Origin of the sequence: Candidatus Tumulicola sp. (assembly GCA_036490475.1) — a bacterium.
Taxonomy (GTDB): Bacteria; Vulcanimicrobiota; Vulcanimicrobiia; order Vulcanimicrobiales; family Vulcanimicrobiaceae; genus Tumulicola.
The window spans coordinates 527489-552982 of sequence record DASXDT010000005.1 but is presented as its reverse complement, the minus strand read 5'-3'; the positions used below and the strand labels follow the sequence as shown (position 1 = coordinate 552982).

Annotated in this window: 27 protein-coding genes; 19 read left to right on the top strand and 8 right to left on the bottom strand. The window is 62.3% G+C overall.

Annotation, left to right across the window (positions count from 1 at the left end):
- Positions 1 to 33: 33 nt before the first annotated feature.
- The 11 genes from hslV (at position 34) to VGF98_06150 (ending at position 8783) form a co-directional block, all read left to right on the top strand.
- The gene (gene hslV, locus VGF98_06200) at positions 34 to 564 is read left to right on the top strand and encodes an ATP-dependent protease subunit HslV (GenBank protein ID HEY1681205.1); all 531 of its coding nucleotides are present in this window, start codon (positions 34 to 36) and stop codon (positions 562 to 564) included.
- The gene (gene hslU / locus VGF98_06195; protein HEY1681204.1) at positions 561 to 1997 is read left to right on the top strand and encodes an ATP-dependent protease ATPase subunit HslU; all 1437 of its coding nucleotides are present in this window, start codon (positions 561 to 563) and stop codon (positions 1995 to 1997) included. The genes hslV and hslU overlap by 4 nt, the downstream gene beginning before the upstream one ends.
- Positions 1998 to 2063: 66 nt before the next feature.
- A complete protein-coding gene (locus VGF98_06190) occupies positions 2064 to 2528 on the top strand; it encodes a hypothetical protein (GenBank protein HEY1681203.1) in 465 nt (154 codons plus the stop codon).
- 48 nt (positions 2529 to 2576) lie between these two features.
- Positions 2577 to 3116 (top strand): peptide deformylase, encoded by a 540-nt coding sequence (def, locus tag VGF98_06185; protein HEY1681202.1) that lies wholly within the window; start codon positions 2577 to 2579, stop codon positions 3114 to 3116.
- Between the two features lie 6 nt (positions 3117 to 3122).
- Positions 3123 to 3956, top strand: coding sequence for a methionyl-tRNA formyltransferase (gene fmt, locus VGF98_06180; GenBank protein HEY1681201.1), 834 nt, complete (start codon positions 3123 to 3125; stop codon positions 3954 to 3956).
- A gap of 26 nt (positions 3957 to 3982) precedes the next feature.
- Positions 3983 to 5278: a transcription antitermination factor NusB gene (locus tag VGF98_06175; protein ID HEY1681200.1), complete on the top strand. Its 1296-nt coding sequence runs from the start codon at positions 3983 to 3985 to the stop codon at positions 5276 to 5278.
- Complete coding sequence (locus VGF98_06170; protein HEY1681199.1) at positions 5275 to 5964, top strand: FhaA domain-containing protein; 690 nt, start codon at positions 5275 to 5277, stop codon at positions 5962 to 5964. The genes VGF98_06175 and VGF98_06170 overlap by 4 nt, the downstream gene beginning before the upstream one ends.
- Positions 5961 to 6380, top strand: coding sequence for an FHA domain-containing protein (locus VGF98_06165; GenBank protein HEY1681198.1), 420 nt, complete (start codon positions 5961 to 5963; stop codon positions 6378 to 6380). Before VGF98_06170 ends, VGF98_06165 begins: the two co-directional genes overlap by 4 nt.
- On the top strand, positions 6371 to 7105 hold the full coding sequence (locus tag VGF98_06160; GenBank protein HEY1681197.1) for a hypothetical protein: 735 nt from the start codon (positions 6371 to 6373) through the stop codon (positions 7103 to 7105). The genes VGF98_06165 and VGF98_06160 overlap by 10 nt, the downstream gene beginning before the upstream one ends.
- Positions 7106 to 7152: 47 nt before the next feature.
- Positions 7153 to 8331, top strand: coding sequence for an FtsW/RodA/SpoVE family cell cycle protein (locus VGF98_06155; GenBank protein ID HEY1681196.1), 1179 nt, complete (start codon positions 7153 to 7155; stop codon positions 8329 to 8331).
- On the top strand, positions 8328 to 8783 hold the full coding sequence (locus tag VGF98_06150) for a cytochrome c (protein ID HEY1681195.1): 456 nt from the start codon (positions 8328 to 8330) through the stop codon (positions 8781 to 8783). Before VGF98_06155 ends, VGF98_06150 begins: the two co-directional genes overlap by 4 nt.
- On the opposite strand, the gene VGF98_06145 is transcribed toward VGF98_06150, so the two are convergent.
- The gene (locus VGF98_06145) at positions 8699 to 9310 is read right to left on the bottom strand and encodes a hypothetical protein (GenBank protein ID HEY1681194.1); all 612 of its coding nucleotides are present in this window, start codon (positions 9308 to 9310) and stop codon (positions 8699 to 8701) included. The genes VGF98_06150 and VGF98_06145 overlap by 85 nt on opposite strands.
- Before the next feature lie 345 nt (positions 9311 to 9655).
- Between VGF98_06145 and VGF98_06140 the strand changes: the two genes are divergently transcribed.
- The 4 genes from VGF98_06140 (at position 9656) to VGF98_06125 (ending at position 15757) form a co-directional block, all read left to right on the top strand.
- Positions 9656 to 10693: a hypothetical protein gene (locus VGF98_06140; GenBank protein HEY1681193.1), complete on the top strand. Its 1038-nt coding sequence runs from the start codon at positions 9656 to 9658 to the stop codon at positions 10691 to 10693.
- Between the two features lie 83 nt (positions 10694 to 10776).
- Complete coding sequence (locus tag VGF98_06135) at positions 10777 to 12603, top strand: acyl-CoA dehydrogenase (GenBank protein ID HEY1681192.1); 1827 nt, start codon at positions 10777 to 10779, stop codon at positions 12601 to 12603.
- 3 nt (positions 12604 to 12606) lie between these two features.
- The gene (locus VGF98_06130) at positions 12607 to 14583 is read left to right on the top strand and encodes a 3-hydroxyacyl-CoA dehydrogenase NAD-binding domain-containing protein (GenBank protein ID HEY1681191.1); all 1977 of its coding nucleotides are present in this window, start codon (positions 12607 to 12609) and stop codon (positions 14581 to 14583) included.
- Entirely contained in the window at positions 14570 to 15757 is a 1188-nt protein-coding gene (locus VGF98_06125; GenBank protein HEY1681190.1) for an acetyl-CoA C-acyltransferase, read from the top strand. Before VGF98_06130 ends, VGF98_06125 begins: the two co-directional genes overlap by 14 nt.
- Before the next feature lie 10 nt (positions 15758 to 15767).
- On the opposite strand, the gene VGF98_06120 is transcribed toward VGF98_06125, so the two are convergent.
- Positions 15768 to 16052, bottom strand: a complete 285-nt coding sequence (locus VGF98_06120; GenBank protein ID HEY1681189.1) for a high-potential iron-sulfur protein — start codon at positions 16050 to 16052, stop codon at positions 15768 to 15770.
- 129 nt (positions 16053 to 16181) lie between these two features.
- Here VGF98_06120 and VGF98_06115 point away from each other — a divergent pair, with 129 nt between their 5' ends.
- The 3 genes from VGF98_06115 (at position 16182) to VGF98_06105 (ending at position 17987) form a co-directional block, all read left to right on the top strand.
- Positions 16182 to 16703 (top strand): FecR domain-containing protein, encoded by a 522-nt coding sequence (locus VGF98_06115; GenBank protein ID HEY1681188.1) that lies wholly within the window; start codon positions 16182 to 16184, stop codon positions 16701 to 16703.
- A 66-nt stretch (positions 16704 to 16769) separates the two neighbouring features.
- Positions 16770 to 17294, top strand: a complete 525-nt coding sequence (locus tag VGF98_06110) for a hypothetical protein (protein ID HEY1681187.1) — start codon at positions 16770 to 16772, stop codon at positions 17292 to 17294.
- A gap of 69 nt (positions 17295 to 17363) precedes the next feature.
- Positions 17364 to 17987 (top strand): alpha-ketoglutarate-dependent dioxygenase AlkB, encoded by a 624-nt coding sequence (locus VGF98_06105; GenBank protein HEY1681186.1) that lies wholly within the window; start codon positions 17364 to 17366, stop codon positions 17985 to 17987.
- Here the strand turns inward: VGF98_06105 and VGF98_06100 are convergent.
- The 3 genes from VGF98_06100 to VGF98_06090 form a co-directional block, all read right to left on the bottom strand.
- The gene (locus tag VGF98_06100) at positions 17941 to 18312 is read right to left on the bottom strand and encodes a hypothetical protein (protein HEY1681185.1); all 372 of its coding nucleotides are present in this window, start codon (positions 18310 to 18312) and stop codon (positions 17941 to 17943) included. The genes VGF98_06105 and VGF98_06100 overlap by 47 nt on opposite strands.
- Positions 18313 to 18389: 77 nt before the next feature.
- The gene (locus tag VGF98_06095) at positions 18390 to 19016 is read right to left on the bottom strand and encodes a hypothetical protein (GenBank protein ID HEY1681184.1); all 627 of its coding nucleotides are present in this window, start codon (positions 19014 to 19016) and stop codon (positions 18390 to 18392) included.
- Between the two features lie 722 nt (positions 19017 to 19738).
- Positions 19739 to 21175 (bottom strand): alkaline phosphatase family protein, encoded by a 1437-nt coding sequence (locus tag VGF98_06090; protein ID HEY1681183.1) that lies wholly within the window; start codon positions 21173 to 21175, stop codon positions 19739 to 19741.
- A 178-nt stretch (positions 21176 to 21353) separates the two neighbouring features.
- Between VGF98_06090 and VGF98_06085 the strand changes: the two genes are divergently transcribed.
- The gene (locus VGF98_06085; protein ID HEY1681182.1) at positions 21354 to 21836 is read left to right on the top strand and encodes a hypothetical protein; all 483 of its coding nucleotides are present in this window, start codon (positions 21354 to 21356) and stop codon (positions 21834 to 21836) included.
- On the opposite strand, the gene VGF98_06080 is transcribed toward VGF98_06085, so the two are convergent.
- The 3 genes from VGF98_06080 to VGF98_06070 all read right to left on the bottom strand — a co-directional run bounded on the left by VGF98_06080 (position 21826) and on the right by VGF98_06070 (position 25494).
- Positions 21826 to 22092, bottom strand: a complete 267-nt coding sequence (locus tag VGF98_06080) for a hypothetical protein (protein ID HEY1681181.1) — start codon at positions 22090 to 22092, stop codon at positions 21826 to 21828. The two genes, VGF98_06085 and VGF98_06080, sit on opposite strands and share 11 nt — an antisense overlap.
- 84 nt (positions 22093 to 22176) lie before the next feature.
- Positions 22177 to 22986, bottom strand: coding sequence for an HD domain-containing phosphohydrolase (locus VGF98_06075; GenBank protein HEY1681180.1), 810 nt, complete (start codon positions 22984 to 22986; stop codon positions 22177 to 22179).
- Between the two features lie 192 nt (positions 22987 to 23178).
- Complete coding sequence (locus VGF98_06070) at positions 23179 to 25494, bottom strand: LuxR C-terminal-related transcriptional regulator (GenBank protein HEY1681179.1); 2316 nt, start codon at positions 25492 to 25494, stop codon at positions 23179 to 23181.

Sequence of the window (25494 nt, the reverse complement as noted above, 5' to 3'; positions counted from 1 at the left end):
CCGGGCGGCCGTACCCGGGGTACTGACGCTACGATGAGGATTCGCTCGACTACCATTATCGCCGTTCGCAAGGACGGCCGGCTGGCGATCGCCGGGGACGGGCAAGTAACGCTCGACAAGACGATCGTCAAACACACGGCTCGCAAAGTACGCAAGATCTCCGGCGGCAAGGTCGTGGCCGGCTTTGCCGGTTCGGCCGCAGACGGCATCGCGCTGCTCGAAAAATTCGAACAATCGTTCAACGAGTATAAAGACATAACGCGTGCGGCAGTCGAGTTGGCGAAAGATTGGCGGCAAGATCGTGCGCTACGGAGGCTGGAGGCGCTGCTGCTCGTCGGAAACGCCGATCACTTGTTTTTGCTGTCCGGCACCGGCGACGTGATCGAGCCCGACGAAGGCGTCGCGGCGATCGGCAGCGGCGGCCCGTACGCACAGGCGGCCGCCGCTGCATTAGTGCGCAACACGTCGCTCGGCGCCGAAGAGATCGCTCGCAAAGCCCTCGAAATCGCCGGCGAGATTTGTATCTACACCAACGACGACATCACCGTGGAGGTGCTCGAGTGAACGCCGCGATCTCCGGTTCCGACACCGCAGCGCTGACGCCGCGACAGATCGTCGCCGAACTCGACAAGTACATCGTCGGTCAGGCCGGGGCAAAACGCGCCGTGGCCGTCGCGTTGCGTAATCGCTATCGCCGTTCGCGCGTATCCGGCGAGCTGCGCGAAGAGATTACTCCGAAAAACATTTTGATGATCGGACCGACGGGCGTCGGCAAGACCGAAATCGCGCGCCGTTTGGCGGGGCTGGTCGGTGCGCCGTTCGTCAAAGTCGAGGCGACGAAATATACCGAAGTGGGGTATGTCGGCCGCGACGTCGAGTCGATGGTTCGAGATTTGGTCGAGGCCTCGATTCGCACGGTCATCGAAGAACGCCGCCACGATGTCGTCGATGCGGCCGAACATCAGGCGGTGGAACGCATTATCGACGTACTGCATCCGGAGACGCGTCCGCCGCAGCCGTCCGGACAAGGTAATTCGCTCGGTGCGACGCTCGGGTCGATCTTCGGCAACAACTTTCAACCGCCGCCGGCGGCCCAACCGCCGCCCGCCGTTTCGTCCGACGCGCAACGCGTGCGAGAGCAAACGCGCTCCGAGATCGAGCGCGGCTTTTATGACGTGCGTCTGGTCGAAATCGATGTCGAAGAAACTCCGAACCTGCCGATCGGCATGATCGGCGGCGACCAATCCGGTGGCGGGGCCGACCTCGGCGAGATGCTTGGCGGAATACTTCCAAAGCGCCGTTCGAAAAAACGCGTTACCGTAGCCGAGGCGCGTCGCATCTTCGCACAAGAAGAGTCGGCCAAGCTGATCGACATGGATGCGGTGAAGCGCGAGGCGTTGCGGCGCGCGGCCGAAGACGGCATCATTTTCATCGACGAGATCGATAAGGTTGCGGGGCAAGGTGGCCGCGGCGGTCCGGACGTTTCGCGCGAGGGCGTGCAGCGCGACATTCTTCCGATCGTCGAAGGTTCGACGGTGACGACCAAGCACGGCACGATCAAGACGGATCACGTATTGTTCATCGCTGCGGGTGCGTTTCACATCAGCAAGCCGTCCGACTTGATTCCGGAACTGCAAGGCCGGTTTCCGATTCGCGTCGAGCTCGACTCGCTCACTGCCGAAGATTTCAAAACGATCCTGACGCAGCCCAAGAACGCATTGGTCGAGCAATACAAAGCACTGCTCGCGACCGAAGGCACGACGCTCGACTTTCGCCCGGACGGCATCGAGCAGATCGCCGCCTATGCGATGCGGGTCAACGAAACCAGTGAGAATATCGGTGCCCGCCGGCTGCACACCGTCCTCGAAAGACTGCTCGACGAGGTCAGCTTTGCGGCTCCCGAGGAGGCCGGCACCAGGGTAATCGACGCCGCGTACGTGAAAGAGCGGCTCGCCGACGTGGTGGGAAATACGGACCTGTCCGGGTACATCTTGTAGGCACTTCCTAACTGGTTTCCCATCTGCGGGGAAGGGCGTAGAGCGGTCCCGCGAGGAGTTACGACCATGACGAAACCATTCACGTACGCATTCATAGCAGCGGCGGCAGCGATGACGCTGCTGACCGGATGCAACAACAACTCCAGCACGAACAACAACGGCTTCGGACAGAACTGCGGAGGCCCGGTCAACGGCCTTCAGGTTCTGCATCCGATTAACGGCTCGTCGCACGTCAATCCGGCCATCCAGGCCGTGTACGTCGCCACCAATTCGACGTTGCCGGTCGGGAACCAATACAACTTCTTCCTGGTGCAGAGCAGCGGTGCGCAGCAATACACATCGACGTTCGCGCACTACACGGGGCCAATCCCGAAGCCGTACACGAGCCCGCCGCCGGGTTCGACGATTTATCAAACCGTCATACCCCAGCCGGTAGGTCCGCTTCAGAGCGTCAACCTCTACTGGAATAACGGCGGGACCGGCTGCACGCCCAACGTTATCGTGAGCTCGTTCACGACCGGAACCCGATAGGCGCCAAGCAGGCGACGCGCCTTTTACAGCTGGAATAAAGGGCCGCGTATGGCCTACGTGCGGGAAATCATTACAGACGGGCATCCGACGCTGCGCAAGGTCGCGCGAAAAGTGGATGCCCGTGAGATCGCCGAGCCGCTATTTCAGCAACTGCTCGACGACATGTTCGAAACCATGTACGCTGCGCCGGGCGTCGGCCTCGCGGCGCCGCAAGTGAACGTTTCGAAGCGCGTGTTCGTGATCGACGTACACGAGGACGAGCACCCGCCCGAAGTCGTGATCAATCCTAAGATCGAGTCCTGCGAAGAAGAAGTCGAACTGACCGAAGGCTGCCTTTCCGTTCCCGGTATGGTAGGCGAGATCGTTCGCTTCAACCGCGTCGTCGTTAGCGGTCTCGACCGGTACGGGAAAAAGATCCGCCTGGAAGGTGATGGCCTGTTCGCGCAGTGCCTGCAGCACGAAATCGGCCATTTGAACGGCGAGCTGTACCTCGATTCGGCTCGCGACGTGCGTGTTGCCAAACCGCACGAAGAGGACGACGCCGGCGAACCCGCCGCGCACGACGACGCCGTGGCCGCCGAGGCATAAGCCCAGATTCGTACGCTTTTCTTCGGAACCAGCGATTTCGCGGTTCCGAGCCTGCGAGTGCTCGCCGAACGCACCGCGGTGGCTGGCGTCGTTACGCAGCCCGACCGCCCGAGCGGACGCGGCCAGCGTGTAACGCCCTCGCCGGTGAAGGCCGCCGCGATCGAACTCGGACTGCCTGTCTATCAGCCATCGACGTTGCGAGCGTTACAACCCGAGCTGGCCGGCGACGCCTTCGATCTGTTCGCGCTCGCATCGTACGGACGGCTGATACCGGACTGGCTGCTCGAACTTCCGCGCCTTGGATCCTTGAACGTCCATCCCTCGCTGCTGCCGGCCTATCGAGGCGCGACCCCAATTCAGACGGCGTTGCGCAACGGAGAGCGCGCGACCGGCGTTACGGTCATGTTGATGGATGCGGGTATGGATACCGGGGACGTCGTGCTGCAAGAGCCGGTTACGATCGATCCCGATGAAGATTACGGACATTTGCACGATCGTCTCGCGACGATCGGTGCCGCCCTGCTGGGCCGCGCGTTGGAACTCGCGGCGAACGGCCGGCTTCCCACTCATCCGCAGACCGGCGAGCCGACCTACACGCATCCGCTCGGTAAAGACGACCTTTCGATCGATTGGTCGTGGGAACCGCGACGCATCGTCGACGCGGTACGCGCGTTCTCGCCGTTGCCCGGCGCTCGCGCCCAACTCGAGGGCGAAATTGTCAAGGTGTTGCGCGCGCACGTCGAAGACGGCCGGGTGGAGATCGACGAACTCATCGCACCGAATCGCGGCCGTATGAGCGGTGCCGCCTATTTGCGAGGCCGGACATCGCACGAACGTTAAGCGCTCGCGACATCGCACTGGGAGTCGTGCGCGACGTCTTTCCCGTCGGGCCCGGACCCGCTCGCGGGGCCGCCGAAGCGCTCGATTACCGTATTCGACATGCAACGGTCGACCCGCGCGACCGCGCGTTCGCTACCGAGCTGGCGTACGGCGCGATCAAGATGCGCCGCGCGCTAGACTGGCGTCTCGAGCCGTTTATCGGCGAACGCGTCGACTCGCTTCCGCCCACGATCCGCGAAATTTTGCGACTCGCGGTGTATGAGTTAACCTACACGCAGGCCGACGTGCACGCAACCGTGTTCGAGTGGGTCAACCTGGCGCGACGCTACGGCCACACCGGCGTTGCAAATCTCACCAACGCGGTGCTGCGTCGCTATTTGCGCGAGCCGCCGCCCGAGCCGCAACCCGACGATTTCCCGAGCGAAGACGAATTCTTGGCAACGGTGCATTCGTTGCCGACGTGGCTCGTGCGTCAGTGGCGCGGTTCGTTCGGAAACCTGACACCGCAGATCTGCGCTGCGGTCAACGCTCCGCCGGCGGCCGCCGTAACTGCGAGTTTGCTTCGGTCGACGATCGAAGAAGTTCGCGAGACATTGGAGCGCGACGGCGTGCGCGCACATCCCTCGGCGTACGTTGCGGAGTCGTCGGTTGTGGATGGCGGCGGCGCTCGTCTATCGGGGGGTGGAGAGGCGGCCGCGTGGTGGCTGCAGTCCGAGAGTTCGGCGATGGCAGTAGACATTCTCAACCCGCAACCGGGGGAGGAGGTGCTCGACGCGTGCAGCGGTCGCGGAAATAAGACGTTGCAGATCGCCGGCCGGCTCCAAAACGATGGAAATATCGTGTGTCTCGAGCGCGACACTCGCAAGATCGCGACCTTGGGACGGCGGCTGGATTTGGCCGGCGTGGTGGCCGCAATCGTGGAGGCCGACGCCCGCGAGCACACCTTCGATCCCAACGTTCGTTTCGACCGAATCCTGGTCGACGCGCCGTGTTCGGGTACCGGCTTGGCCGCCCGGCATCCCGAGTCGCGCTGGAAGAAGAGTGCGGACGACGGCGAACGCCTTGCGGAGACCCAGCGGGCCATTCTCGAGCGCGTTTCGACCTCGCTGCGTGAGGGCGGGGTTTTGGTCTACGCGGCATGCTCGACAGACCCGCGCGAGACCACGGAGGTCGTGAATTGGTTTCTCTCGCGTCACAATTTCGAGCGCGGACTCGTGCCGGCGGCGTACGAGTCTTTTCTCACGCCTGATGGCGATGTGATGGTGGCTCCGGGCATCGAGGGCCGCGACGGTTTTTTCATTTCCCGGCTGCAACGCCGGTGAGCCTGCTCGCGAAACTCGAACAGGCGTGTGCGGCGCTGATCGAGCGCAGCTTCGCGAGCGTGTTCCCGACCGATCTGGAACCCGAGCAAATCGCGCGTAAATTGGTTGCGACCGTGGAGGCTCGCACCGTCGACGAACGCGGCGAACGCGTCGCGCCGAGCCGATATACCGTGATCGTGAATCCCGACGATTTCGAACGGCTCGCGCCGCATTGCGAGTACCTGGAACGAGAGTGGGCCGAATTGCTGCGCGAGCTGTCGGCGCGCGTCGGCATCACGTTGCGCGATGGCGACCCCAAAGTGGTCATGACGGCCAGTGACGGCTTGCCGGTGGGTGCGATGGACGTTCGGGTCGACGACCGTCCCCGCGTAGCAAAGGTGACACGCGGTTCGTTCCGTCTGCGTATGGTAAAGGGCGTCCCGGCACAAGGCGTGTACGGATTCGACCGGTCGGCGCGAATCGGCCGCGGCGACGATAACGACGTGGTGCTGGCAGACCCGAGCGTTTCGCGCGCGCACGCAGAAATCGAAACCGACGCGGCCGGCCCGCTGGTGCGCGATCTCGATTCTACCAACGGCACCTCCGTGAATGGGCGGCGCGTTCGCGCCGAACGGTTGCACGATGGCGACGAACTGTCGTTCGGTAACACGCGTATGCGATTCGAAGCGGCGGCCGCCGAGCGATGAACTTCGACGTACGCATGCATATCGGGACGCTCGAAATTACGGCGGCGCTGCTCGTCGTCGCGGCGACGACGATTCGTCCCAACGTCCGCGCGGCAACCGAGATCGGCCGGCACGTTCCGCTCGCAGTCGAACTCGAGATCGTCGAGATCGGCAACGTGCGGCGGCTGGACGGAGCGACGCCGATGGACATCGGACGCGGCGCTTCCGGCGTCGCGTTGCGCGACCCGGAAGTCAGCCGCCATCACGCGCGCATCGAGAGCCGCGACGGAATTGCCTATGTGATCGACTTGCATAGTCGTAACGGCACGTTTTTGAACGGACAGCGCGTCGACGAGCCGATCGAAGTACGAGCCGGCGACGCGATCGACGTGGGAACCACGCGCTTGATGATACGATCGGTGCAACCGTGGACGTAGCGATTCGTGGCGATCGCGCCTCGTGTTTGACGATGCGAATGGGCCGGCAGAGCTGGCTCCTGGCGGTGGCTCGCGGCTTCGGATCGATCGACGGAATACCGATCGAACGCGCGTTGCTCGCGCGCTTGCGTCAGGAGTGCGAACGACGGTCGCGCGGCCGCCGTTTCCGGCGATCGATCGACCGTCCGCAAGCCGCAGCGGCTGCGATGCTCGGCGTCGTCGCCCGGGTGAACGGCGACGTGCACGCGCGCACGGCTTCGCACGACGATTACGTTACCGCTGCCGCATCGCTGACCGCGGTGTTTGCGGTGCGCGGATCGGCCTACGTGCTGCATTCCGGAACGACCGCCGCATACTTGATTCGCGATGGACGTGTTACCGCGCTAACCGACGACGACGCCTTGCACGACGGCTCGGCGCCGTTGCTGCTTCGAGCGCTCGGAACGGCATCGACGCTGGAGATGACCGTGTCGAGCGTGCGGGTCGGTGAGGGCGACGTGATCGTGCTGACCGGGCGACGGCTGGAGCGCGAACCGGACGCAGCGCGTCTGTTGCAGCACGTGGAATCGGCCGGCCCGTGGGAGCAGGCGCTATTGGCACGTTTCGATCGCGACGACGCGTCCGACGTCGCGTCCGAGCCGCATCGCGCGACGCTCGGGGCCGTGACGATCGCGCGCATCGCAATTGCAGCTTTGCTCGTGATTGCGATGGTACTAGCCCGCTGACGATTCGCATCGTCCGGCGGTTGCTCCCGATGTGCGGAGCGCTCGCCGTGTCCGCGCTGGTGCTGTCGTTCGCGCCGGAACGCTCGCTAGGGCCGCCCTTACTGAGCATCGGATTAGGCGTTCTGGCGCTCCTATGGGTTGCATGCGCACCGTTGGATAGCGAGCGCGACGACGTGCTGCCTGCCTTGGCGATCGTGCTGTCGTCGGTCGGCATCTTGTTGATCGCGCGGTTGTCCCCCGACTTGGCGGCGCGTCAGGAAGTGTGGCTGGGCGTCGCGATGGTGCTCGCGATCGCATTCGGGCCTGTTTTTTCGAACTTCCGGCGGTTCGCCGCATACAAATACTTATGGGTCGTCGCGTCGCTCGCACTCTTCGGCTTATTGTTGCTGTTCGGCCAGGAAGTCAATGGCGCCCGATTGTGGATTCGCGTCGGCCCGGCGCAGTTCGAACCGATCGAGTTCATCAAACTGTTCGTCGTGTTTTTCCTGGCGGCGTATTTGGCCGAGATGTCCGACGTCCTCGCGGCCGCGCGTCCCTGGTCATTGCAAGCCAACGCGAAGTATCTCGGACCGCTGGTACTCGGCTGGGGCGCATCGATGGCGATTCTCGTGGTGCAGCGCGACCTCGGAATGGCGACGCTGTTGTTGGCTACGTTCGCGACGTTGCTGTATGTCGGAACCCGGCGCTGGGATATCGTTGCGGCCGGCGCCGGGGTATTTGCGGCGGTCGCATTTTGGGCGGCGCGGCACTTCAACTACGTGCACGAGCGTATCGCGGTATGGCGCAATCCGTTTTCGGATCCGCTCGGCGCCGGATACCAGTCCTCGCAGGCGTACTACGCGATGGCCTCGGGCGGATTGTTCGGAACGGGCTTCCGTTTGGGCCATCCGACGTTTATTCCGGACGTCGCCACCGACTATGTGTATGCAGCGTTTTCTGAAGAGTTCGGCTGGATCGGCGCGTTCGTCGTATTGCTGCTCTTTTTAGGATTGGTCCGGCGCATCTTCGCCGTCGGGCTGCAGCAGCCGGATCTGTACGCAAAGTTGCTGGCCGTCGGACTCGCCGCGACGTTGGGCTTTCAGGTCTTCGTCATCGTCGGCGGCGTGATCGGTATTTTCCCCCTGACCGGCATTACGTTACCGTTCGTCTCGTACGGTGGAAGCTCGCTGGTCGCGAACGTCTTGCTCGTTTCGCTCGCGTGGTCGATGAGCGCGCGCCGGCGATGATCGCACGGACGTACGCGGCTGTGCTGGCGGTCGTATTAGTGACGGGTTGCGCGCATAGCGACCGGTCGAGCGCGCCGAGCGAAGCGCCCGGTTCGTCGAGCGACGGCGGAGCCTTGTATCTGACGCACTGTGCGAGCTGTCATCAGCCGGACGGTCGCGGCATGGCCGGCGTTTTCCCGCCGCTTGCCGGCGATCGCGTCGTCATCGGTGATCCGGGGCGAGTGATTGCGGCGGTTGCGTTCGGCACGCGCGGCCGTACGTCGACCGGCGGGACGACGTACGACGGCGTGATGCCGGGCTGGGCTGCAGATCTCAACGACGATCAGATCGCGGCGATCGTAACGTTCGTTCGCCGCACGTGGCACAATCACGCCCCGCCGGTTAGTGCGGCCGACGTTGCGCGCGTGGAGAATTCGCGCCCGAACAACGCGGCCACATATTCGCACATGTGAGGATCGACCCGGCGTAATCGTTCGCGCGTCGCGCGCGGCCACGCCGACGACGGATCGTTCACACCGACGTACGCTCGTAACGACTCCGCAAAATATTCGTCGATGCCGGTTGCGGCGTACGGCGTAACGAACGCTCGCGCACGGCAATAGTGCGCTCGCACGCGGGGATCGATTCCCGATCGATACACACCGCCGCCCAACGCGCAATCGAGCGCGTGTCCGAATTCGTGTGCGACCGTCATCGGGCTGCGCGAGCGTAGTAAGAGCGCGCGCTCTTCTACCACGAATAAGCCGGCCGGTGGTGCGGGCCAACGATCGACGTCGATACCAAGACGAGCGAGCGTTTTCGATGCATCCCGATATCGTTCGCCGTCACGCAGCGGCAGCACCGAGATATCGCACGAGATCGCGAATCGGAGGGCGCCGGCACCGTATCGAATCAGCGTCTCGACGATCGGCGCTTCGGCAGACCGCCCGAATTCAAGCGAGAAAAGCTCGCGCGCCAGCGCAACCACGTTGTCGACCATTTGCTGAGCGTGAGCTGAGACGGTTGCTCGTGAGTGTCCGCGAGGTTAGCAAATCGATAATGATGACTTGCGATAATGATTTTGATTAACAATGCGATAATAAAGCCTCATTATGCGGGAGGGGCGTCGAACGAGCGGTCGAAGTCGCCCTGCATGCGGAGTAAAACACTTAGCGCGGCGGCGTTGGTTCTATTAGCCAGCGCTTGCTCAGCGGCAGGAACGAATTCAACTGTCCCATCGGCAAACGCGGGATCTATAAATGCGGGATCGGCGAATGCGGGTTCAGGAATTGCCGACGTCAACAGCGCGGGGCAAATCTCGAGTCCCGGAATGGTGTCGAATGGCGTGCAGCCGGATGTCGATGCAACGTCGGTGTTGAAAACGCTGACAAAGCAAACGCAAATCGGATCGACTGTCGATACGACGAATGGCGATCAAACGCCGGCGGGCATTACGTACATCTCGAAATCGCCGTACGGCGGCGGAAAATTTAAGAAGGGCGACTTGGTCGTCTGTAACTATGCCGATAAGAACGGCGTGATGGGTAACGGCACGACCGAAGAAGTGCTGCTAGCGAAGGCCGGCTCGAAGCCGGTGCACTTAATCGCGTCGACCGATCTCAAAGGATGCGCAGGGCTCGCAGCCGAGCCGCTGTACGGTTATCTGTATGGGCCGGGCTCTACGGCTAAGGATGTCGCGTCGGTTTCTCCACAAGGGAAGATTTTTCAAAAGATCAGCGGAAGCGGTCTGACGCAGCCGTATGGCGGCACGTTCGTCGACATCGGCGTTTCGTATCCCCCAGGCCCCGGCTTCTGGGTTGGCGATGCCACGACCGGATCGGTCAATCGCATCGACTTGGGGACGCAACAAAAGAACCCGCCGGTGACGGCCGTTATCACGGGGTTTAAGGTCAATAAGGGCAAGCCCGGAAGCGTGCTTGGACCGACGGGGTTGGGCTTCTACCAGAAGAACGCGTTTTCGGACGGTACGTTGTTTGTTATCGACGGATCGAGCAACATCTTATATTCGTTCGCAAACGTATACAACAACTTCTTTGGAGCCGGTTCCGTGAAGATCGGTTCTAACGGCAAGACGTTCACCGGGCCCCAAGCCAAGAACGCCAAGGTGGTGCTTTCGGGCGCTCCCCTTAGCGGTGCGATCTCCTTGACCGCGCTTCCGAACGGAAACGTGATCGTCGCGAATGGCAAGACCAACGAGCTGATCGAAGTGGAATCCACGGGTAAAGTTTTGGCCACCAAGGTGGTCGACACCGGCACCGGCGGAGCGATTCGAAGCATCACTGCGGTCGGAACTTCCGACGCGAACACGGTGCTGTATTTCACCGACTCCAACAGCAACACCGTTCAGGAACTTAGCAAGTAACGATCCACCGGATCGAACGGACATGTCCGCGGCCTCGCTCGTTTGAGCGGGGCCGCTTCAATTGTGTCGAATCACGTTCAGCCATGAATCAATACCGCGCCCCGCTCCGCGACATGCAATTCGTGCTACGCGAACTCGTGCCGTTCGACGACATCGCCGCGTTGCCGGGTTGCGAGGAGATGCCCGACGTGCTCGATGCGGTGCTGGATGAAGCGGCCGCCTTCGCGACCGGCGTTCTGGAGCCGCTCAACCGTGCCGGCGATACGGTAGGCTGCACCTTCGACAACGGCACGGTTCGCACGCCGCCCGGATTTCCGCAGGCGTACAAGCAGTTTGCGCAAGCGGGCTGGATCGGCTTGGCGGTCCCGGCCGAATACGGCGGCCAGGGATTGCCGCAGATTTTGCTCGGTCCGACGCTCGAGATGTGGAACGCGGTCAACATCGGATTCGCCAACGGCCCGTTATTGAATCAAGGCGCAATCGAAGCCATCGAGCTGGCCGGTTCGGAAGAACAGAAGCAGGCGTATATTCCGCATCTCGTCTCGGGACGATGGACCGGAACGATGTGCTTGACCGAACCGCAGGCAGGCTCGGATCTCGCGCAGGTGCGCACCAAAGCCGTTCCCGACGGCGACGCCTATCGCTTGACCGGACAGAAGATCTTCATCACGTTCGGCGAGCACGACATGGCCGAGAACATCGTGCATCTGGTCTTGGCGCGATTACCCGACGCGCCGGCCGGCACCAAAGGCATCTCGCTGTTCGTCGTCCCCAAATTCGTGGTGAACGCCGACGGTTCGTTGGGCGAACCCAACGAGATGGTGTGCACCGGCATCGAACACAAGCTCGGCATCAACGGTAATCCTACGTGTACCATGAGCATCGGCGAAGGCGGACGTGGGTCCCTCGGATACTTGATCGGCGAACCGCATCGCGGTTTAGAGTACATGTTCGTCATGATGAACGCGGCGCGGTTTTCGGTCGGCGTTCAAGCCATCGGCTTGGCGGACCGCGCGTATCGAGCGTCGCTGGAGTTCGCGCGCGAGCGCGTGCAGGGCCGCAGCCTCGAACCCGGATCGTCAAAAGACGCGCTGCCGATCGCGCGCCATCCCGACGTGCAGCGAATGCTGATGTGGCAGAAAGCGACCATCGAAGCGATGCGCGCGCTGTCGTATGTTACGTCGGCATCGATGGATTTCGCCCTACGGCACCCGGACGAGCGCGTGCGCAAAGAGCATCGCGCCCTCGTCGAGTTTATGACGCCGATCGTGAAGGGCTGGTGTACCGAGAACGCCATCGATTTGTGCTCTAATGCATTGCAGATCTTCGGAGGCATGGGATACGTCGAAGAAACGGGCATCGCGCAATATTATCGCGACGTTCGTATCACGACGATTTACGAAGGAACGACCGGCATCCAGTCGCTCGATTTGCTCGGACGAAAACTCTTGCGCGATATGGGCGCGACCGCGACAACCTTCGGCGGACGTATGGCGCAGACGGCGCGGGAATGCACGGCTTCTTCAAACGCCGACGTTCGGGTTGCCGGCACCGCACTAGCGAATGCGCTGCGGCTGCTCGATGAAACGTCGCAATGGCTGGGCATGACGGCGCTAGCCGATTTCAATCTCGCGTCCGCCTGCAGCGTGCCGTATCTCAAGATGTGGGGAGTCATTGCGGGCGGTTGGCAGATGGCGCGCGCTGCATCGATTGCCGCGACGAGATTAGCGGAGTCCGGCGCGGACCGCGAATTTTACGAGGCGAAGCTGGCGACGGCGGCGTTCTACGCCCGGCACGTGCTTTCACAGGCCGCCTGGTTCGCGCAGCAAGTGATGAGCGGATCGTCTGAGGTCGGCCGGCTGAGCGACGCGCAATTCGATGCCGACCGTTCCAAGCGAACAGGCGTGTAAATCTTGGACGTTCGCTTCGTCGACGCAGGTGCGCGGCGCGTCGCGGTGCTGACGCTCGATCGTCCGCCCGTTAACGCCATGTCGTTTGCGTATTCGGCGGAGATCGTCGAAGCGCTCGCCACCGCCGAACGAGACGAGGCGTGTTCGGCCTTGATCGTGTGCGGAGCCGGCGGCACATTTAGCGCGGGCGCCGATGTCGGCGATTTCGCAGCGCCGCCGGTCGATCGTCCGGTCTCGGTGCGCGACGTGGTTGCGGCAATCGGTCGAAGTACGCAGGTGACGATTGCGGCGATCGACGGAGCGTGTCTCGGGGGCGGGTTGGAACTCGCGCTGGCATGCGATGTTCGCATCGCTACCGAGCGCTCGACTTTCGCGTTGCCGGAAGTGCGATTAGGGTTGTTGCCCGGGGCCGGCGGCACGCAGCGTCTGCCGCGCGCGATCGGCCCGCAGGCCGCCTTGGAGTTTGCGTTGCGGGGCCGCACGCAGGATGCCCGGCGATGTTTGGAACTCGGTATCCTCGACCGCGTTGTCGAGGAAAATCCGGTCGAGGTTGCGCTCAAATCGCTCGCAAACGGAGAAGTGCAGAAACGGCGGTTGGCAGAAATCACTGCATCGCTCGGCCCGAGCGTCCCAGCCCAAGCGCTGCCGTTCGTTGTCGCGAGGGCGCACAAGGCGCTGCCGCCCGAAGATCGCGGCGGACGCGCCGCGCACGCCATCGTCGACGCCGTTGCAGCCGCGGTGACGATGCCGTTTGACGAAGGGCTGGCGCACGAAGCGCGCTTGTTCGGAGAACTCGCCGCATCGGGCGAATCGGCCGCATTGCGCCATCTCTTTTTCGCAGAGCGTAGGCTGACCGACGTTCCGGGCCTGGATGGTGCAACTGCGCGTCCGCTGCAGCACGCCGGCGTTCTGGGCGCGGGTACGATGGGCAGCGGCATAGCGCTGGCATTAGCGCAAGCCGGTTATAGCGTAACGGTCGTCGACCCGGATGACGGAGCCGTGGAGCGTGCGCGACGGACCGTGATGGAGACGCTGGCCTACCGCGTGCGCAAGGGGAATCTCGCGCAGAAAGACGCGTGGGAGATGGGGCGCTCGATCGCATTCGCAGACGATGTCGAGGCGCTCCGGACGTTGGACCTCGTCATCGAAGCGATCGTTGAAAAGCTCGACGCCAAACTTGCGGCATTTCGGAAACTCGATGCGGTCGTCGCTCCCGATGCAATCCTTGCAACCAATACGTCGACGCTCGACATCGACGAACTCGCGTCGGCCGTCGGAGGCCCCGAACGATTTGTCGGGCTACACTTCTTCGTGCCGGCCAACATCATGCCGTTGCTCGAAATCGTGCGCGGCGAGCGAACGTCGGCCACGACCCTGGCAACCGCGTTCGCGCTCGCCAAACGGCTGCGAAAGAAGGCAGTCGTCTCGGGTAATGCGTTCGGGTTCATCGGAAATCGTATGATCTTCGATTACGTGCGTGAGGCGATTGCATTGGCGGAAGAAGGAGCGGGCGTCGCGCACATCGATCGCGTGATGACGGAATTCGGCTTCGCGATGGGACCGTTCGCGATGTCGGACCTGTCGGGAATCGACGTCGCGTGGCATATCGCCAACACGGGACGCCTCGGTGCCGATCGCTCGGGAATTGTCGGGCACCTCGTCAACCTCGGACGTTTAGGACAAAAAACGTCGGCCGGTTATTATCGGTACGATTCCAGCGTCGGACACGGTCGCACGCCGATCGACGATCCGGCGGTCGAAGCGTTGTTCGCCGAAGAAGCGCAGCGAGCCGGCGTCGTTCGTCGCTCGGTCGCCGATGAGGAGATTCGCGAACGGCTGCTGCGCGCACTCATCGATCGCGGGCGGACGTTGCTCGAGGACGGCGTCGCATTACGCGCCGGCGACATCGACATCGCATACGTGTATGGCTATGGGTTCCCGCCGTACCGCGGCGGCCCGATGTGGTATGCCGGTGTCTGACGCGGCGATCGTCTCGGTCGCACGTACGCCGATCGGACGTGCGTTCCGCGGAGCGTTCAATCGCACGTCGGGAGCGGAACTTGCGGGCCACGCGATCGCACACGCGTTGAACCGCGCCGGCGTATCGCCCGCAGAAGTCGAGGACGTCGTCGTGGGTTGCGGCCTGCCCGAAGGCGCGACGGGAAATAACATCGGGCGAACGGCGGCGTTGCGCGCCGGCTGTCCGGTCACGGTTCCGGGACAAACGATCTCGCGGTACTGCGCGTCGGGTTTAGACGCGATCGTCGGCGCCGCAATGCGCGTTCAGACCGGAACCGCACGCATCGTCGTCGCGGCCGGCGTGGAATCGATCAGCTTGGTGCAGCCGAACGTCAACCTGACGAACTATACCGATGCATGGCTGCTGCGTCATGCGCCCGACGTGTATATGCCGATGTTGTTCACGGCCGACGCACTGGCGAAACGGTACGATATCTCGCGAGAACGCCAAGACGAATACTCGGTCGAGAGCCAGGCGCGAACGGCGCGCGCGCAGGCCAGCGGACGATTCGACGCCGAGATCGTTGCGTTGACGTCTTGGAAACTGGTTCGCGACGGCAACGGCGTCCGCGAAGAACGCGTCGCGCTGCAACGCGATGAAGGCAACCGTCCCGAGACGACGTTGCAGGCGCTGGCTGCGCTACAGGGCGCGGTTCCGGGCATCGCGGATACGACGATCACCGCCGGCAACAGTTCGCAACTCTCCGACGGTGCGGCAGTTGCCGTCGTCATGGACGCCACACTAGCGCGCGAACGTGGTCTGACGCCGCTCGGAATTCTGCGCGGCTACGCGGTCGCAGGCTGCGAACCCGCCGACATGGGCATCGGACCGGCGTTGGCCGTTCCAAAACTGCTCGCGCGATGCGGATTGCGCGTCGATGACATCGATCTGTGGGAGTTAAACGAAGCGTTCGCCGTGCAAGCGATTTATTGTCGCGACGCGCTGGGGATCGACCCCGAGCGCTATAACGTCGACGGTGGTGCCATCGCGATCGGTCATCCATACGGCATGACGGGAACGCGCTGCACGATGCACGCGCTCATCGAGGGAAAACGGCGCAACGCCCGCTACGCCGTCGTGACGATGTGCGTTGCCGGCGGAATGGGCGCTGCGGCGCTATTCGAGATCGTGTAGTCTTGGAGCGCTAGCTCGTCTTCGCCTGGTACGCGATGCACCAACCGTTGGGGCTGATCGCTCCATCGACCAGGGTGCACGTACCGTTTGCGGTTGCCGTTTTGCCCTTGACGAAGAATTTACAACCCGAACATTTCTTGCCACCGTTCGGCTTACTCTGATATTTAAATTGCGCTTGCGAGCCCTTCGCCGATGCGATCGAAGTATTTGCTGCGAATAGCATCGCTCCGACGAGCGGCAACGAAGCACTGCGTACAAAATCCCGTCGCGTTTGATTGTCTGAAATCTTTTTCATTTCGAACCTCCGGAGTTTTCCATACGCACGCAAGCTGCGTTGACCTGTCGCAGGCGCCGAAGAAATTCTTAGTCATTCCTAAGTAAACTCTTCGTCATGACGGAGTATGATTGAGGTGTGAAGGGTGTGATGCTTTCGGTCACGTTTTTTGCCGCACTGTCCGGGCCGCTTGTTGCCAAGGCCGATGCGCCGGCGCAGCTTGCCGACGTTTCGGGCGACGTTTCGATCGTCCGTGCCGATACGGGTTTGCAAGAGGCGGCGGTTCCGTCCGCGACGCTCTCCGCCGGCGACTTTGTGGCGACCGGCGATGGCTCACACACCTCGCTACGGGTCGGCGGCCAAACCCTACGGCTCGAGGCGCATACCCAGGTGCGATTGGTCGACCTTGACGCCGGTGCTGCCGAAATTCAGATTGCCGCGGGGAACGTCGACGTGACCGCTCCCGCCGGATCCCAGGGCCAGATCGACACGCCGACGGCGACCGTACGACCCGCCAAGCCCGGCACGTTCCGCGTGTCTGTGGCCGACGGTGGCCAGACCATCGTGCGGGTCAGCAGCGGATCGGTTACGATCGACGGCCCGTCGGGAACGCAAACGGTGGCTCCGGGGGCGACCGTCGTCGCCGAGAACGCGCGCAACCTGCTCGCCTAGGTTCAATGCGGCGCGCGCAGAAAGGGAGGGCTAACTCCCTTCGCTCTTTTCTCCGTAAAGGAACCTATGAAGAAAACGGCTCGCTTATTCTTTGGTGCCGCGGTGCTGGCGTTGGCCGTAGCGCCCGGCGTGGCCGGCGCGATGTCGCACGTTACGACGCCGCATCCGATCCAAGTCAACAACTGCAACCCGCAACGCAACGTCTATATGTCGGGCGGTTACTCGCCGGCATACTATCCGGGCGGCCCGTATTGGGGCTGGCCGAGCGTGTACGGATACAACTACTACCAATATCCGGTCAACGGAAACCCCACCCTGAGCATCGATTACAAGAACGTCACCAACGTCGTGATGTCGCATATCGAGTTCGGACTCGTGGCGAACGGCCGCTTGGTCGCCGAAGTGCAGGACGTCGGAACGTTCTCGCCCGGCGCCGAGATCAAGCATCAGTTCGGCTTGAATCGCAACGTATTTCCGCTGCAGACCGGTTTAGCGAAATGTATCCCGCTAAAGATCACGTTCGCCGACGGCACGAAGTGGAAGAGTCCGCATCTCCCGGCACTCCAACGGGGCATCTACGCTCACCCGTAACGCCAATCGTTTCTAACGTCAACGAAACGCGCGGCCGCCGGTCGCGCGTTTTTTTGTTCGAAGTTATCAATGCAAACCGAATTGTTTGGACGCGGTCCCCGCACCTTAGTCGACGACTCATCCGGACGCATAACGTACGCGCCCGGAGCGGTCGACGCCGCCACCGCGGCGCAGTGGTACGCCACGTTGCGCGAGGGCATCGAATGGCGCAGCGAGCGCCGGCGGATGTACGATCGCGACGTCGACGTTCCGAGGCTCGTGTCGTGGTTCCGGCTTGAAGACGGGCTGCCGCCAGATCCGCTACCCGAAGCGAGGGCGGCGGTCGTGGCCGCATGCAGCGTCGAGTTCAATAGCGTCGGGTTGAACTGGTATCGCGGCGGCGGCGACAGCGTCGCACCGCACAACGATCACATTGATGAGATCGTGCCCGGTTTTCCGATCGCGCTGCTATCGTTAGGCGCCACGCGGCTGATGACGATTCGCAGCAAGACCCGCCCGCGGCGTAGCTTCGACATCGACCTCGAACCCGGCAGCTTGCTGGTGATGAGTTACGAGACGCAGCTGCACTACGATCACGGCATACCAAAAACGGCCGCCTCAATCGGCGGCCGCATCAGCTTGGCATTCCGGGTTCGAACGGCGACCCTTACTCGAGCGGAGAAGGCGAAGGCTCGGCCTGTTCGGGATGCATGACCTGTGACTCGGCGCACATCAAGCGGCTTCCGACGTCGAACTGCACCACTTGAGCGCCGGCTTTCGTGGGCGCGCTTCCGGTCACACTCGCATTCGTGTTCGCCGTCAAGGCCAGCCGATTGTAGATCAGGTCGGTCTGTCGCACGAGCGCGTCGTCGGAACGGTCGTTGATGTTATCGTCGAACCACTGGCAGTTCGCGACGGGTCCCGGTAACGCGGGAAACTGAAAATAGATCGTTTCGGCACGCACAGGAAGCGCGCCCAGCGCGGCCATTATACCGGCAGCAGCGACGGCCGAGGTAGCCACAACCTTCAAGCGGTTCATGGCTACCCCATTACGACGCCCATCTGCCAGTTTCCGCGTCGGCTAATGGGACTCTGGCGCTGCCGCCGACTTTAGTTCTAGCTGGGAGAAATTGGGGCGATGAAGAGCTGCCCGGGCGCGCTTAAGCCACTTGCGGTTCCTCTTACTTTGTTGACGGGAGTTGCTGCACCAGTGGCTGTCGCGGCGAATACGCGGATTTCTGAGTTGCCCGGAGCGGATACGTAGATCTTGCCGTTACTATCGGTCGCCACGCCGGTCGGTGCGGACACCGATGTGATGTCCTGTACCGGTGTGGCATTCCCAGTAGCTCCGGGGGCAAAAACCAACACGTGACCGCTCGAGTCTGAAACCAACAACCGCCCAGCACCGGTGGTACTGTTATCGATGTAAACCTCGGTCGGCTCGTTCAGTTTTGTGTTGTTCCCTTGAAGAACAGTCGTCGGGGATGCGTTGCCCGAGGCTGTGGACGAATATTCGTTGACAGCGCCGTGGCCGGAACCTTCGGTTGAACTTGCCACGTAAAGAGTTCCAGAGTTGTCGGCTGCGACGCTCACCGGATCGTTAAGGGCGACGTTGTTGCCCACGATCGTCTTGGTCGGCGTGGAGCAGCCGCTCGCGGTGTTAGGAAAATAGAAAATCGCAGCGCCATAGAAGAATTCAAATCCAGCCGTGATGATGTTGCCTCCATTTATCGTCACGCTCATCAAGTCGTAATTAGTCGCGCAGACCGTGCTACTAGGCGCGGAATTTCCGCTTGAAGTAGAAGAGAACTTCAAAACGGGGGAAGGAGACGCTAGGTGCGTTTGTTCGTGGCGAAGATGCCGCCCGATGATCCTACGCTTACTTGCAAAACACCTGCAAGTTGCGTTAAGGAACCTGTAGAGTCCGGACCGGCGCCGGCGACGGACTGACGGACACGCCAAAGACAAGCACGGACGAATTTCCGGGATCGCCGACGACGAGTTCTTGCGTGAACGAATTAGGCTTAACTTGTTTAGCCGGTTGTGGCGGAGGGGATGCTAGGTTCGCGTAGTAGAGCCGCTCGCAGAGCAGGCAGCGAGCACTACGAATGGCAATGCCACGCCCAAAATCCTGAGATTCATCGTTAAACACCCTTTAACTTGTGAGAAAGAACCGGTAAGACGGTGCTCCAGAGGGAGCCACATGGTCTGACCCCTGGAAGCTAATACTAGGATGCTCTATCTACCAAGTCAAGCTGGCGGCTAATTCTGTCTGGGGGCAAACGGGAAAGCCCCGTGGCGTCGATCCCCAACGTTGATTGTCTCGCGGGGTATTGGAATCCAACATACCCGCCTTCGAGATAACCGTGAGAGCGCCATGCGAACGATCCGTAACGCGGTTCGAACAACTCACAGAAGGAGTGGCGGCCTGCGAGAAGCCGGCCGCCCTAGATGGCTCCGGTCGGCTATCCGGGAGCGCCGCCCTCTTCTTCGATTAGTTGTTCGGTGGAGCGGCCGGCGCACTTTTGAGCCGGAGGCACTGCGATCGGTTTGAAGGCCGTCGGCTTCTGCGTGAAGTCCAACGAATCGACGATCGAGTTGGCGCGCACATCGGTCGAATTCAGCGATCCCGTTCCGAAGTTTTGTTCGATGAACTTTAGGAGGGAGCCGAACTCGTATTGCGTTTTCGAAACGTAGTGCTTTTTCGCATACGGCGAAATGATGATGAGCGGAATGCGCATGCCCAGCGTCGTGTAGTCGGGTTGTGGCGGCGGGACGCCGTCGTACCAGCCACCCCACTCGTCCCACGTGACGAGAATGAGGGTGTTCTTCCACTCCGGGCTTTTTCCGATCGCGTTGACGACGCGTGAGACCCAGTTCGGACCGTTGGCACAACCCGAAGCGGGATGATCGGAATCAAATAGTGTCGGGATGACGTACGAAACGGACGCAAGCTTTCCGGCAGCCGCGTCGTCCATGACCTGGCTATTCGGACTGACGATGTTCTTTTTCCAGTCCGCGCCATACCGAACGCTCTTGATCGCGTCGAACGCGTTCCAAAGATCGCCTGAAGTATCTGCATACTTACCCGACATCGCTTCGACATAATACTTCCACGATACATTTGAAGCATCGAGCACGTCGGCGATCGTCTTGTACTGATTGAAGCACGGGAACGGACCCTTGACTTGATAACGGCCATTCTTGAACAGTACCGGCGTCGTCGTGCCCGAGGGTGCATCGCAACCCCAAAGGTTGTAGGATGGCGAATCGACTAACGATTCTTGATCGCTCAGCGCCGTCGTCCCGGCAATTAGTTGTTGATGTGCGGGGAAACTGTCGCTCTTCTCGGTCGAGAACATATGGTCGGCTAGCGTGTATTGCGATGCCATATCCCAAAGGGGCTTGGTTTCGCGCTTTACGACAAAGCCGTAGGGATACAGCCCGGCGGGCAGACCGCCGCCGGTCGTTCCCCGGTAGATCGCGTCGAAGCCATCCATACGCAGCACCCCGGTGGCTGGATCTGCGTCGGCTTCGGTGTTAAACGTCGAGTATTGATGAGCGATGTCGGCTCCCGAGCCGGATGGGCAGCCGCCAGGACAAGACTCGAGGTAGATCGGCTTGAGCTTGACCGGCGCGTTGTCCGGACAATACACTTTGCCGTCCGGCGATTTCCAGCGCTTGCAGGCGCCGACGTTACTCGTTTCCGCACCGGGGAAGCCCATGAACATGGAATTGAAGCTGCGGTTTTCTTGGAACAGGATCACGACGTGCTGGATCGACCCGGACGGAGCCGAAGTTGGTCCCGGCCCGGGTGGGTTTGGCGTCGAGATGGTACCGGAACTGCATGCCGTGAGCGCCGCAACGAATGCGGCCGCGACGACTGCGCGGACAATATGCACGAATAACCTCCGGAGAAACGGGAAGGAGCGACTTTTGCGCTGACTTGCGCGGACTCGCGAAGCGCGCCTGCCCTCGCACTCATATCGGGGCAATTTCGAGGCAAAATTTGTGGTTCTAGGCGGGAAAGTTGCCTTAAGTTCTTGGATGAAGCGAAGCTACTTACCTAAAGGAGGATGCATGCGCTTACCTACTTACGCCTTGATCGCCGCCATGGCGATCGTCGCGGCCACCGGCTGCTCCGGCAAAAGTTCTAACGACCAGAACTCGTCGGGAAGCACCGATGCGAGTGCGACCGCGGCGGCTTCGGCCGGAGATGCGGTCACCAGCCCCGCGCCGGAGATGACCGCAACCGCGGCGTCCGACGCTGCGAACGGCGATGTGCCGTCGTACCCCGGCGCGACGGTACAAGTGTCTGGAACGACCGGATCGGCGGCCGGCGGTCAAACCGCCACCGGTAAAGTGTTGTCGACGACCGACTCGTTCGACGATGTCTACAAGTGGTACCAGAAGAACCTACCGGCGGGCTCGGAAAAGGCGCATATCACGACGCCGATTGAGAGTGCCGCGTTCACCATCGGTTCCGGAAAGAACGTGACGAGCGTTTCGATCTCGACGGCTTCCGGTAAGACGATGATCACGATAGCGAAGGTTAGCTCGTAGGCTGACGGGCCTCCCACTGGCCGTTATCGCCGCCGACCCAGTCGACGCTCCAGCCTCCTCCGCAAGGGATCGACGGACTCGATAGCTGGTTGGGATCGATGCCGAACGCCATCAATACATGGCGCGACGCTTCGGTCATCTCGTTCTTCCAGCGGTCGAGTTGCGGGGCGGAGCCGGGCGGAGTGACGGCGCGGGTCGCGCGGACGATGCCGTTAAGACCGTCGGCGATAGAATGAGCGATCGTTCTGTTGTCCATGGTCGCCTCTTTCGAAATGAAAGACCCCCATACTTTGTACGAGGGTCCGTTCATCATGCCCACCCCGGCAAAAGGTTCGGGCTGTTACGCCGCGGTGGGATTCCCGAAGCGGCGCCGCGGGGTGACGAGCTCTTCGAGCGCCGCCACCAGGCGGCCGTCGTAGCGGGTCCCCGCGTACCGCCGTAGATGCGCGAGCGCGTCGTGGAGCGGGCGCATTCCCAGTCGGCCGCCCGATCCGATCATCGAGTGAAAGTCGTCCGCCAGCGTGATGATTCGTACTTCGAACGGGATGTCGGCTTCGGCCAATCCATCGGGGGTTCCGGAACCGTCGAGGTGTTCGTGGTGGGACCGGATCCAGCCACGATACGGCGACAGTGCCGGAATCTCACGTACGATCTGCTCGCCGCGCTGGGCGTGCGAGCCCGATTGCGATCCGACGGCCCCGATGTCGCACAGGCGCCCGGCGGCGACAACGTTTGCGACATCCTCGGAATCGAGTCCTAGCGTGCGACCGAGCCGGCCCGCTAGCGCGCCGACGGCTTCGAGATGCTGGTGCAGCTCGGGATCGGTCGCGCGGACAACGGCGTGGAGCGCTCCAATCGCGTCGTCGACGCTGGTTCCGCGGGTTGCCGTTTGCTCCCAAACAAGTTCCTGGGAACGTGACCGCATCGTCTCGAGGCGCTGCAGCACTGCGCTGCGATCTCCGTCGTCAACCGACTGCGCCAATTGTGCGCCGGCACGGTCGATCAACGTCAACACTTCATGTGGCGTGGCCGCGCGCATCTCGCGACGAATCCAGTCGACAATGGCCCAGCGGTCGGCGTAGATCACTTCGTCGCGTACGATGGAGGCAAGCTCAGAGAGGGCGAGGCGTTCGCCGGGATACGTTTGCATGCGAGCTTCGCTTACGGGCTAGGGTACGGAAGATACGGCGGGACGATTTCGCCGATTATCTGGCTGAGCAGCGTTAGGATCAAGATAGCGGTCATGTCGCAACTTCCTTATGTAGCACGGTCCTTTGCAGTCAGTCTATACGGGGCGGTCCAGCCGGCGCATGACACCAAGATGCTATCCCGGGGGGTGCCGTTAGAGCAGGCCGAGGCGTCGTGCGATGGCGACCGCCTCAACGGTGTTTCCGGCTCCAAGCTTGCTGATGATCGAGCGCCGTTGATTCTTGATCGTGTGCAGCGAGCGTCCGGTCAGGTCTGCGATCCGCGGCGCGTCCATCCCGGACGCCAGGTACGACAGCACCGATCGTTCGGTGCGCGAAAGCGGGGTGCGTTCGCTGCGCAGGCCGCTTCCTTCGAAGAGCATGGCGATGCCGGCAAAGCCGGCCGCGCGCATTGCGTCCGTAAAAGCACCCGCGTTCGATGCGGCCGCGTAGTGACGCGCGGCGTTCAGGAAGACGCTGCCGAATTCGGTGCGTGCTTCGACTTTGAGCCGCGCCGCGGCAGCGTTTTGGCGGCCGAGTAAACATTCGGCGACGGCAGCGAACGCTGCCGCCATCTCGTAATGGGCTTGCGCGAACGGCTCGGCGGCCGCGGGTGTTGCCGCTAAGCGCCGCAGAAAATCGGCAGCCCGCTCGGCCGCATCGCCCGTGGCCGACAGAAAGGCGCCGAGCGAAAGCGGAAGCCGCCGGCTGGCTGGCTGGGCGACTGAGGCGAAGGCCGCCAAACGATCGGCTCCGGTGAACGGCAATCCTTGCCATGCATCGACCACCGCCTGGCACACCACATACGTTTCCATGTCGAGCCAGCCGTGTCCAATTTTTCGAATCGTCTGATCGTAACCGGCGGCGCGCGCCGGGCGGCCGGCCAACACTTCAATTTCGAAGGCGGCGACCAGATCGGACGCGCGTTCGTTGGGATCGGCGACGAGTTCTTGCAACGCGACCAAGCGGCCGACGTGGACGGCGGCAACATCGAGCCTTGCTCGCAACATCGCGACGCCATAGCGGATTTTCAGCGCGCGCGCTTCGAGCAGCACCGATCCCGCCGCGCGAGCCGCGTCCTCGCCGCGCGCCGCTAAACCTTCGGCTGCGTCGAGTTCGCCATCATGCAACGCGAGAACCGAGGCGTGGATCGATGCGAAGCCGATAAGGTTCAAGTCGCCGGCAGCCGACGCTCGTTCGCTTGCGTTCGCAATGCGCGCCGAATCGCCGGTGATGTATCCGAGTAGGCAATCGCGGCGAACCGCAATCGCGGGATCGCCGTCTTGCATTTGTTGCAACAGCGAAACGCAGGCCTCGCCGCGTCCGGCGTGTACGAGTCCGCGAGCGAGCCGCAACGCAGCATGCGGGCTATGGCGTGCTACCTCGCCGAGTACCGGTTCGGCGACGGCCGCCGCCTCGTCGAATTGCGAAGCGAATATGTGAATGAAACTGCGCGCAGCGCGGGCCGCGGCCGGCGAGATGTCGGGTTGTGATGCGATCATTTGCAGCGTCGCGCGATCGTAGCGATCGTGCAGTTCGGCCAAGAATTGCCACACGCGATCGTTCAACGTATGCGGAGCTTCCGCGGCGAGCAGCGCATACAATGCCGATGGGTCGTCGTCCGGCGTAGAGATGTGTTCGGCGACGCCCGCGCGCTCTTCGCGGAGTACTTCCTTGAGCGTGGCGACGACGAACAATTCGTGTAGACCCGATTCCGATTCCGGAAGGGCTAAGCGGCGTATCTGTGCCAAACCGGCCGCGGTCGCGCGAAGTCCGTATGTCGAACGCAGTGCCGATTCGATGAGCAGCGCTCGTCCGTCGTCGTCGAGTTCGGCAACGATCGAACCGGCGATTGCCGCCACGCCGTCGGCCAATCTCGCGGGCACTTCGCGCTGTGTCGAACCGCTGCGCAAAAGCGCCGCCGCGATCGACGCTGCGAGCGGCCAGCCGGCGTACGTCGATACGATCGCACGTTGCAGTTCGTCGCCGGCCTCCACATCCGAAAACAGTTGTGCGACATGCTCGGCGCGCAACGCTAACACGTCTGGCCCGAATGGCATGCCGACGTGTCCGCGGGCGAGCCACGTACCGATCGGGAGAACGGACAGCGATCTTCCGACCAATACCAGGCGCACCGTTTGACTCTCGACTAGCGCTTCGATCAAGCCCGCCCCGGCGGAATCGAGTCGTTGAATATCGTCGAGGATAATGGCTTGCCCGGTATGGGCAGCAATAATAGCGCGTAAGACACAGGTCGCGTCGGAATCGAGACGAGCGACGATGCTTCCGGCATCCGAAACGCTCAACCCGAGCGACGTTAGCAGCGCGAGTTCAAAGGCGCCGGGGCGGCCGCCGCCGGGAACTTCAACGTACGGGGCATCCGGAAACGCAGCCCGAACGGCGGTCGTCTTTCCCCAGCCGGGACCCGCTTCGACGACCAGCACGCGTTCGTGCAACGATGCTGCGCGCAA

Bases quoted from the DNA above. Each gene is read 5' to 3' on its own strand.
- hslV (HEY1681205.1), top strand. From the start codon at position 34: ATGAGGATTCGCTCGACTACCATTATCGCCGTTCGCAAGGACGGCCGG.
- VGF98_06190 (HEY1681203.1), top strand. From the start codon at position 2,064: ATGACGAAACCATTCACGTACGCATTCATAGCAGCGGCGGCAGCGATG.
- def (HEY1681202.1), top strand. From the start codon at position 2,577: ATGGCCTACGTGCGGGAAATCATTACAGACGGGCATCCGACGCTGCGC.
- VGF98_06165 (HEY1681198.1), top strand. From the start codon at position 5,961: ATGAACTTCGACGTACGCATGCATATCGGGACGCTCGAAATTACGGCG.
- VGF98_06150 (HEY1681195.1), top strand. From the start codon at position 8,328: ATGATCGCACGGACGTACGCGGCTGTGCTGGCGGTCGTATTAGTGACG.
- VGF98_06145 (HEY1681194.1), bottom strand. From the start codon at position 9,310: ATGGTCGACAACGTGGTTGCGCTGGCGCGCGAGCTTTTCTCGCTTGAA.
- VGF98_06135 (HEY1681192.1), top strand. From the start codon at position 10,777: ATGAATCAATACCGCGCCCCGCTCCGCGACATGCAATTCGTGCTACGC.
- VGF98_06125 (HEY1681190.1), top strand. From the start codon at position 14,570: ATGCCGGTGTCTGACGCGGCGATCGTCTCGGTCGCACGTACGCCGATC.
- VGF98_06120 (HEY1681189.1), bottom strand. From the start codon at position 16,052: ATGAAAAAGATTTCAGACAATCAAACGCGACGGGATTTTGTACGCAGT.
- VGF98_06115 (HEY1681188.1), top strand. From the start codon at position 16,182: ATGCTTTCGGTCACGTTTTTTGCCGCACTGTCCGGGCCGCTTGTTGCC.
- VGF98_06110 (HEY1681187.1), top strand. From the start codon at position 16,770: ATGAAGAAAACGGCTCGCTTATTCTTTGGTGCCGCGGTGCTGGCGTTG.
- VGF98_06105 (HEY1681186.1), top strand. From the start codon at position 17,364: ATGCAAACCGAATTGTTTGGACGCGGTCCCCGCACCTTAGTCGACGAC.
- VGF98_06100 (HEY1681185.1), bottom strand. From the start codon at position 18,312: ATGAACCGCTTGAAGGTTGTGGCTACCTCGGCCGTCGCTGCTGCCGGT.
- VGF98_06095 (HEY1681184.1), bottom strand. From the start codon at position 19,016: ATGAGCGTGACGATAAATGGAGGCAACATCATCACGGCTGGATTTGAA.
- VGF98_06085 (HEY1681182.1), top strand. From the start codon at position 21,354: ATGCGCTTACCTACTTACGCCTTGATCGCCGCCATGGCGATCGTCGCG.
- VGF98_06080 (HEY1681181.1), bottom strand. From the start codon at position 22,092: ATGGACAACAGAACGATCGCTCATTCTATCGCCGACGGTCTTAACGGC.
- VGF98_06075 (HEY1681180.1), bottom strand. From the start codon at position 22,986: ATGCAAACGTATCCCGGCGAACGCCTCGCCCTCTCTGAGCTTGCCTCC.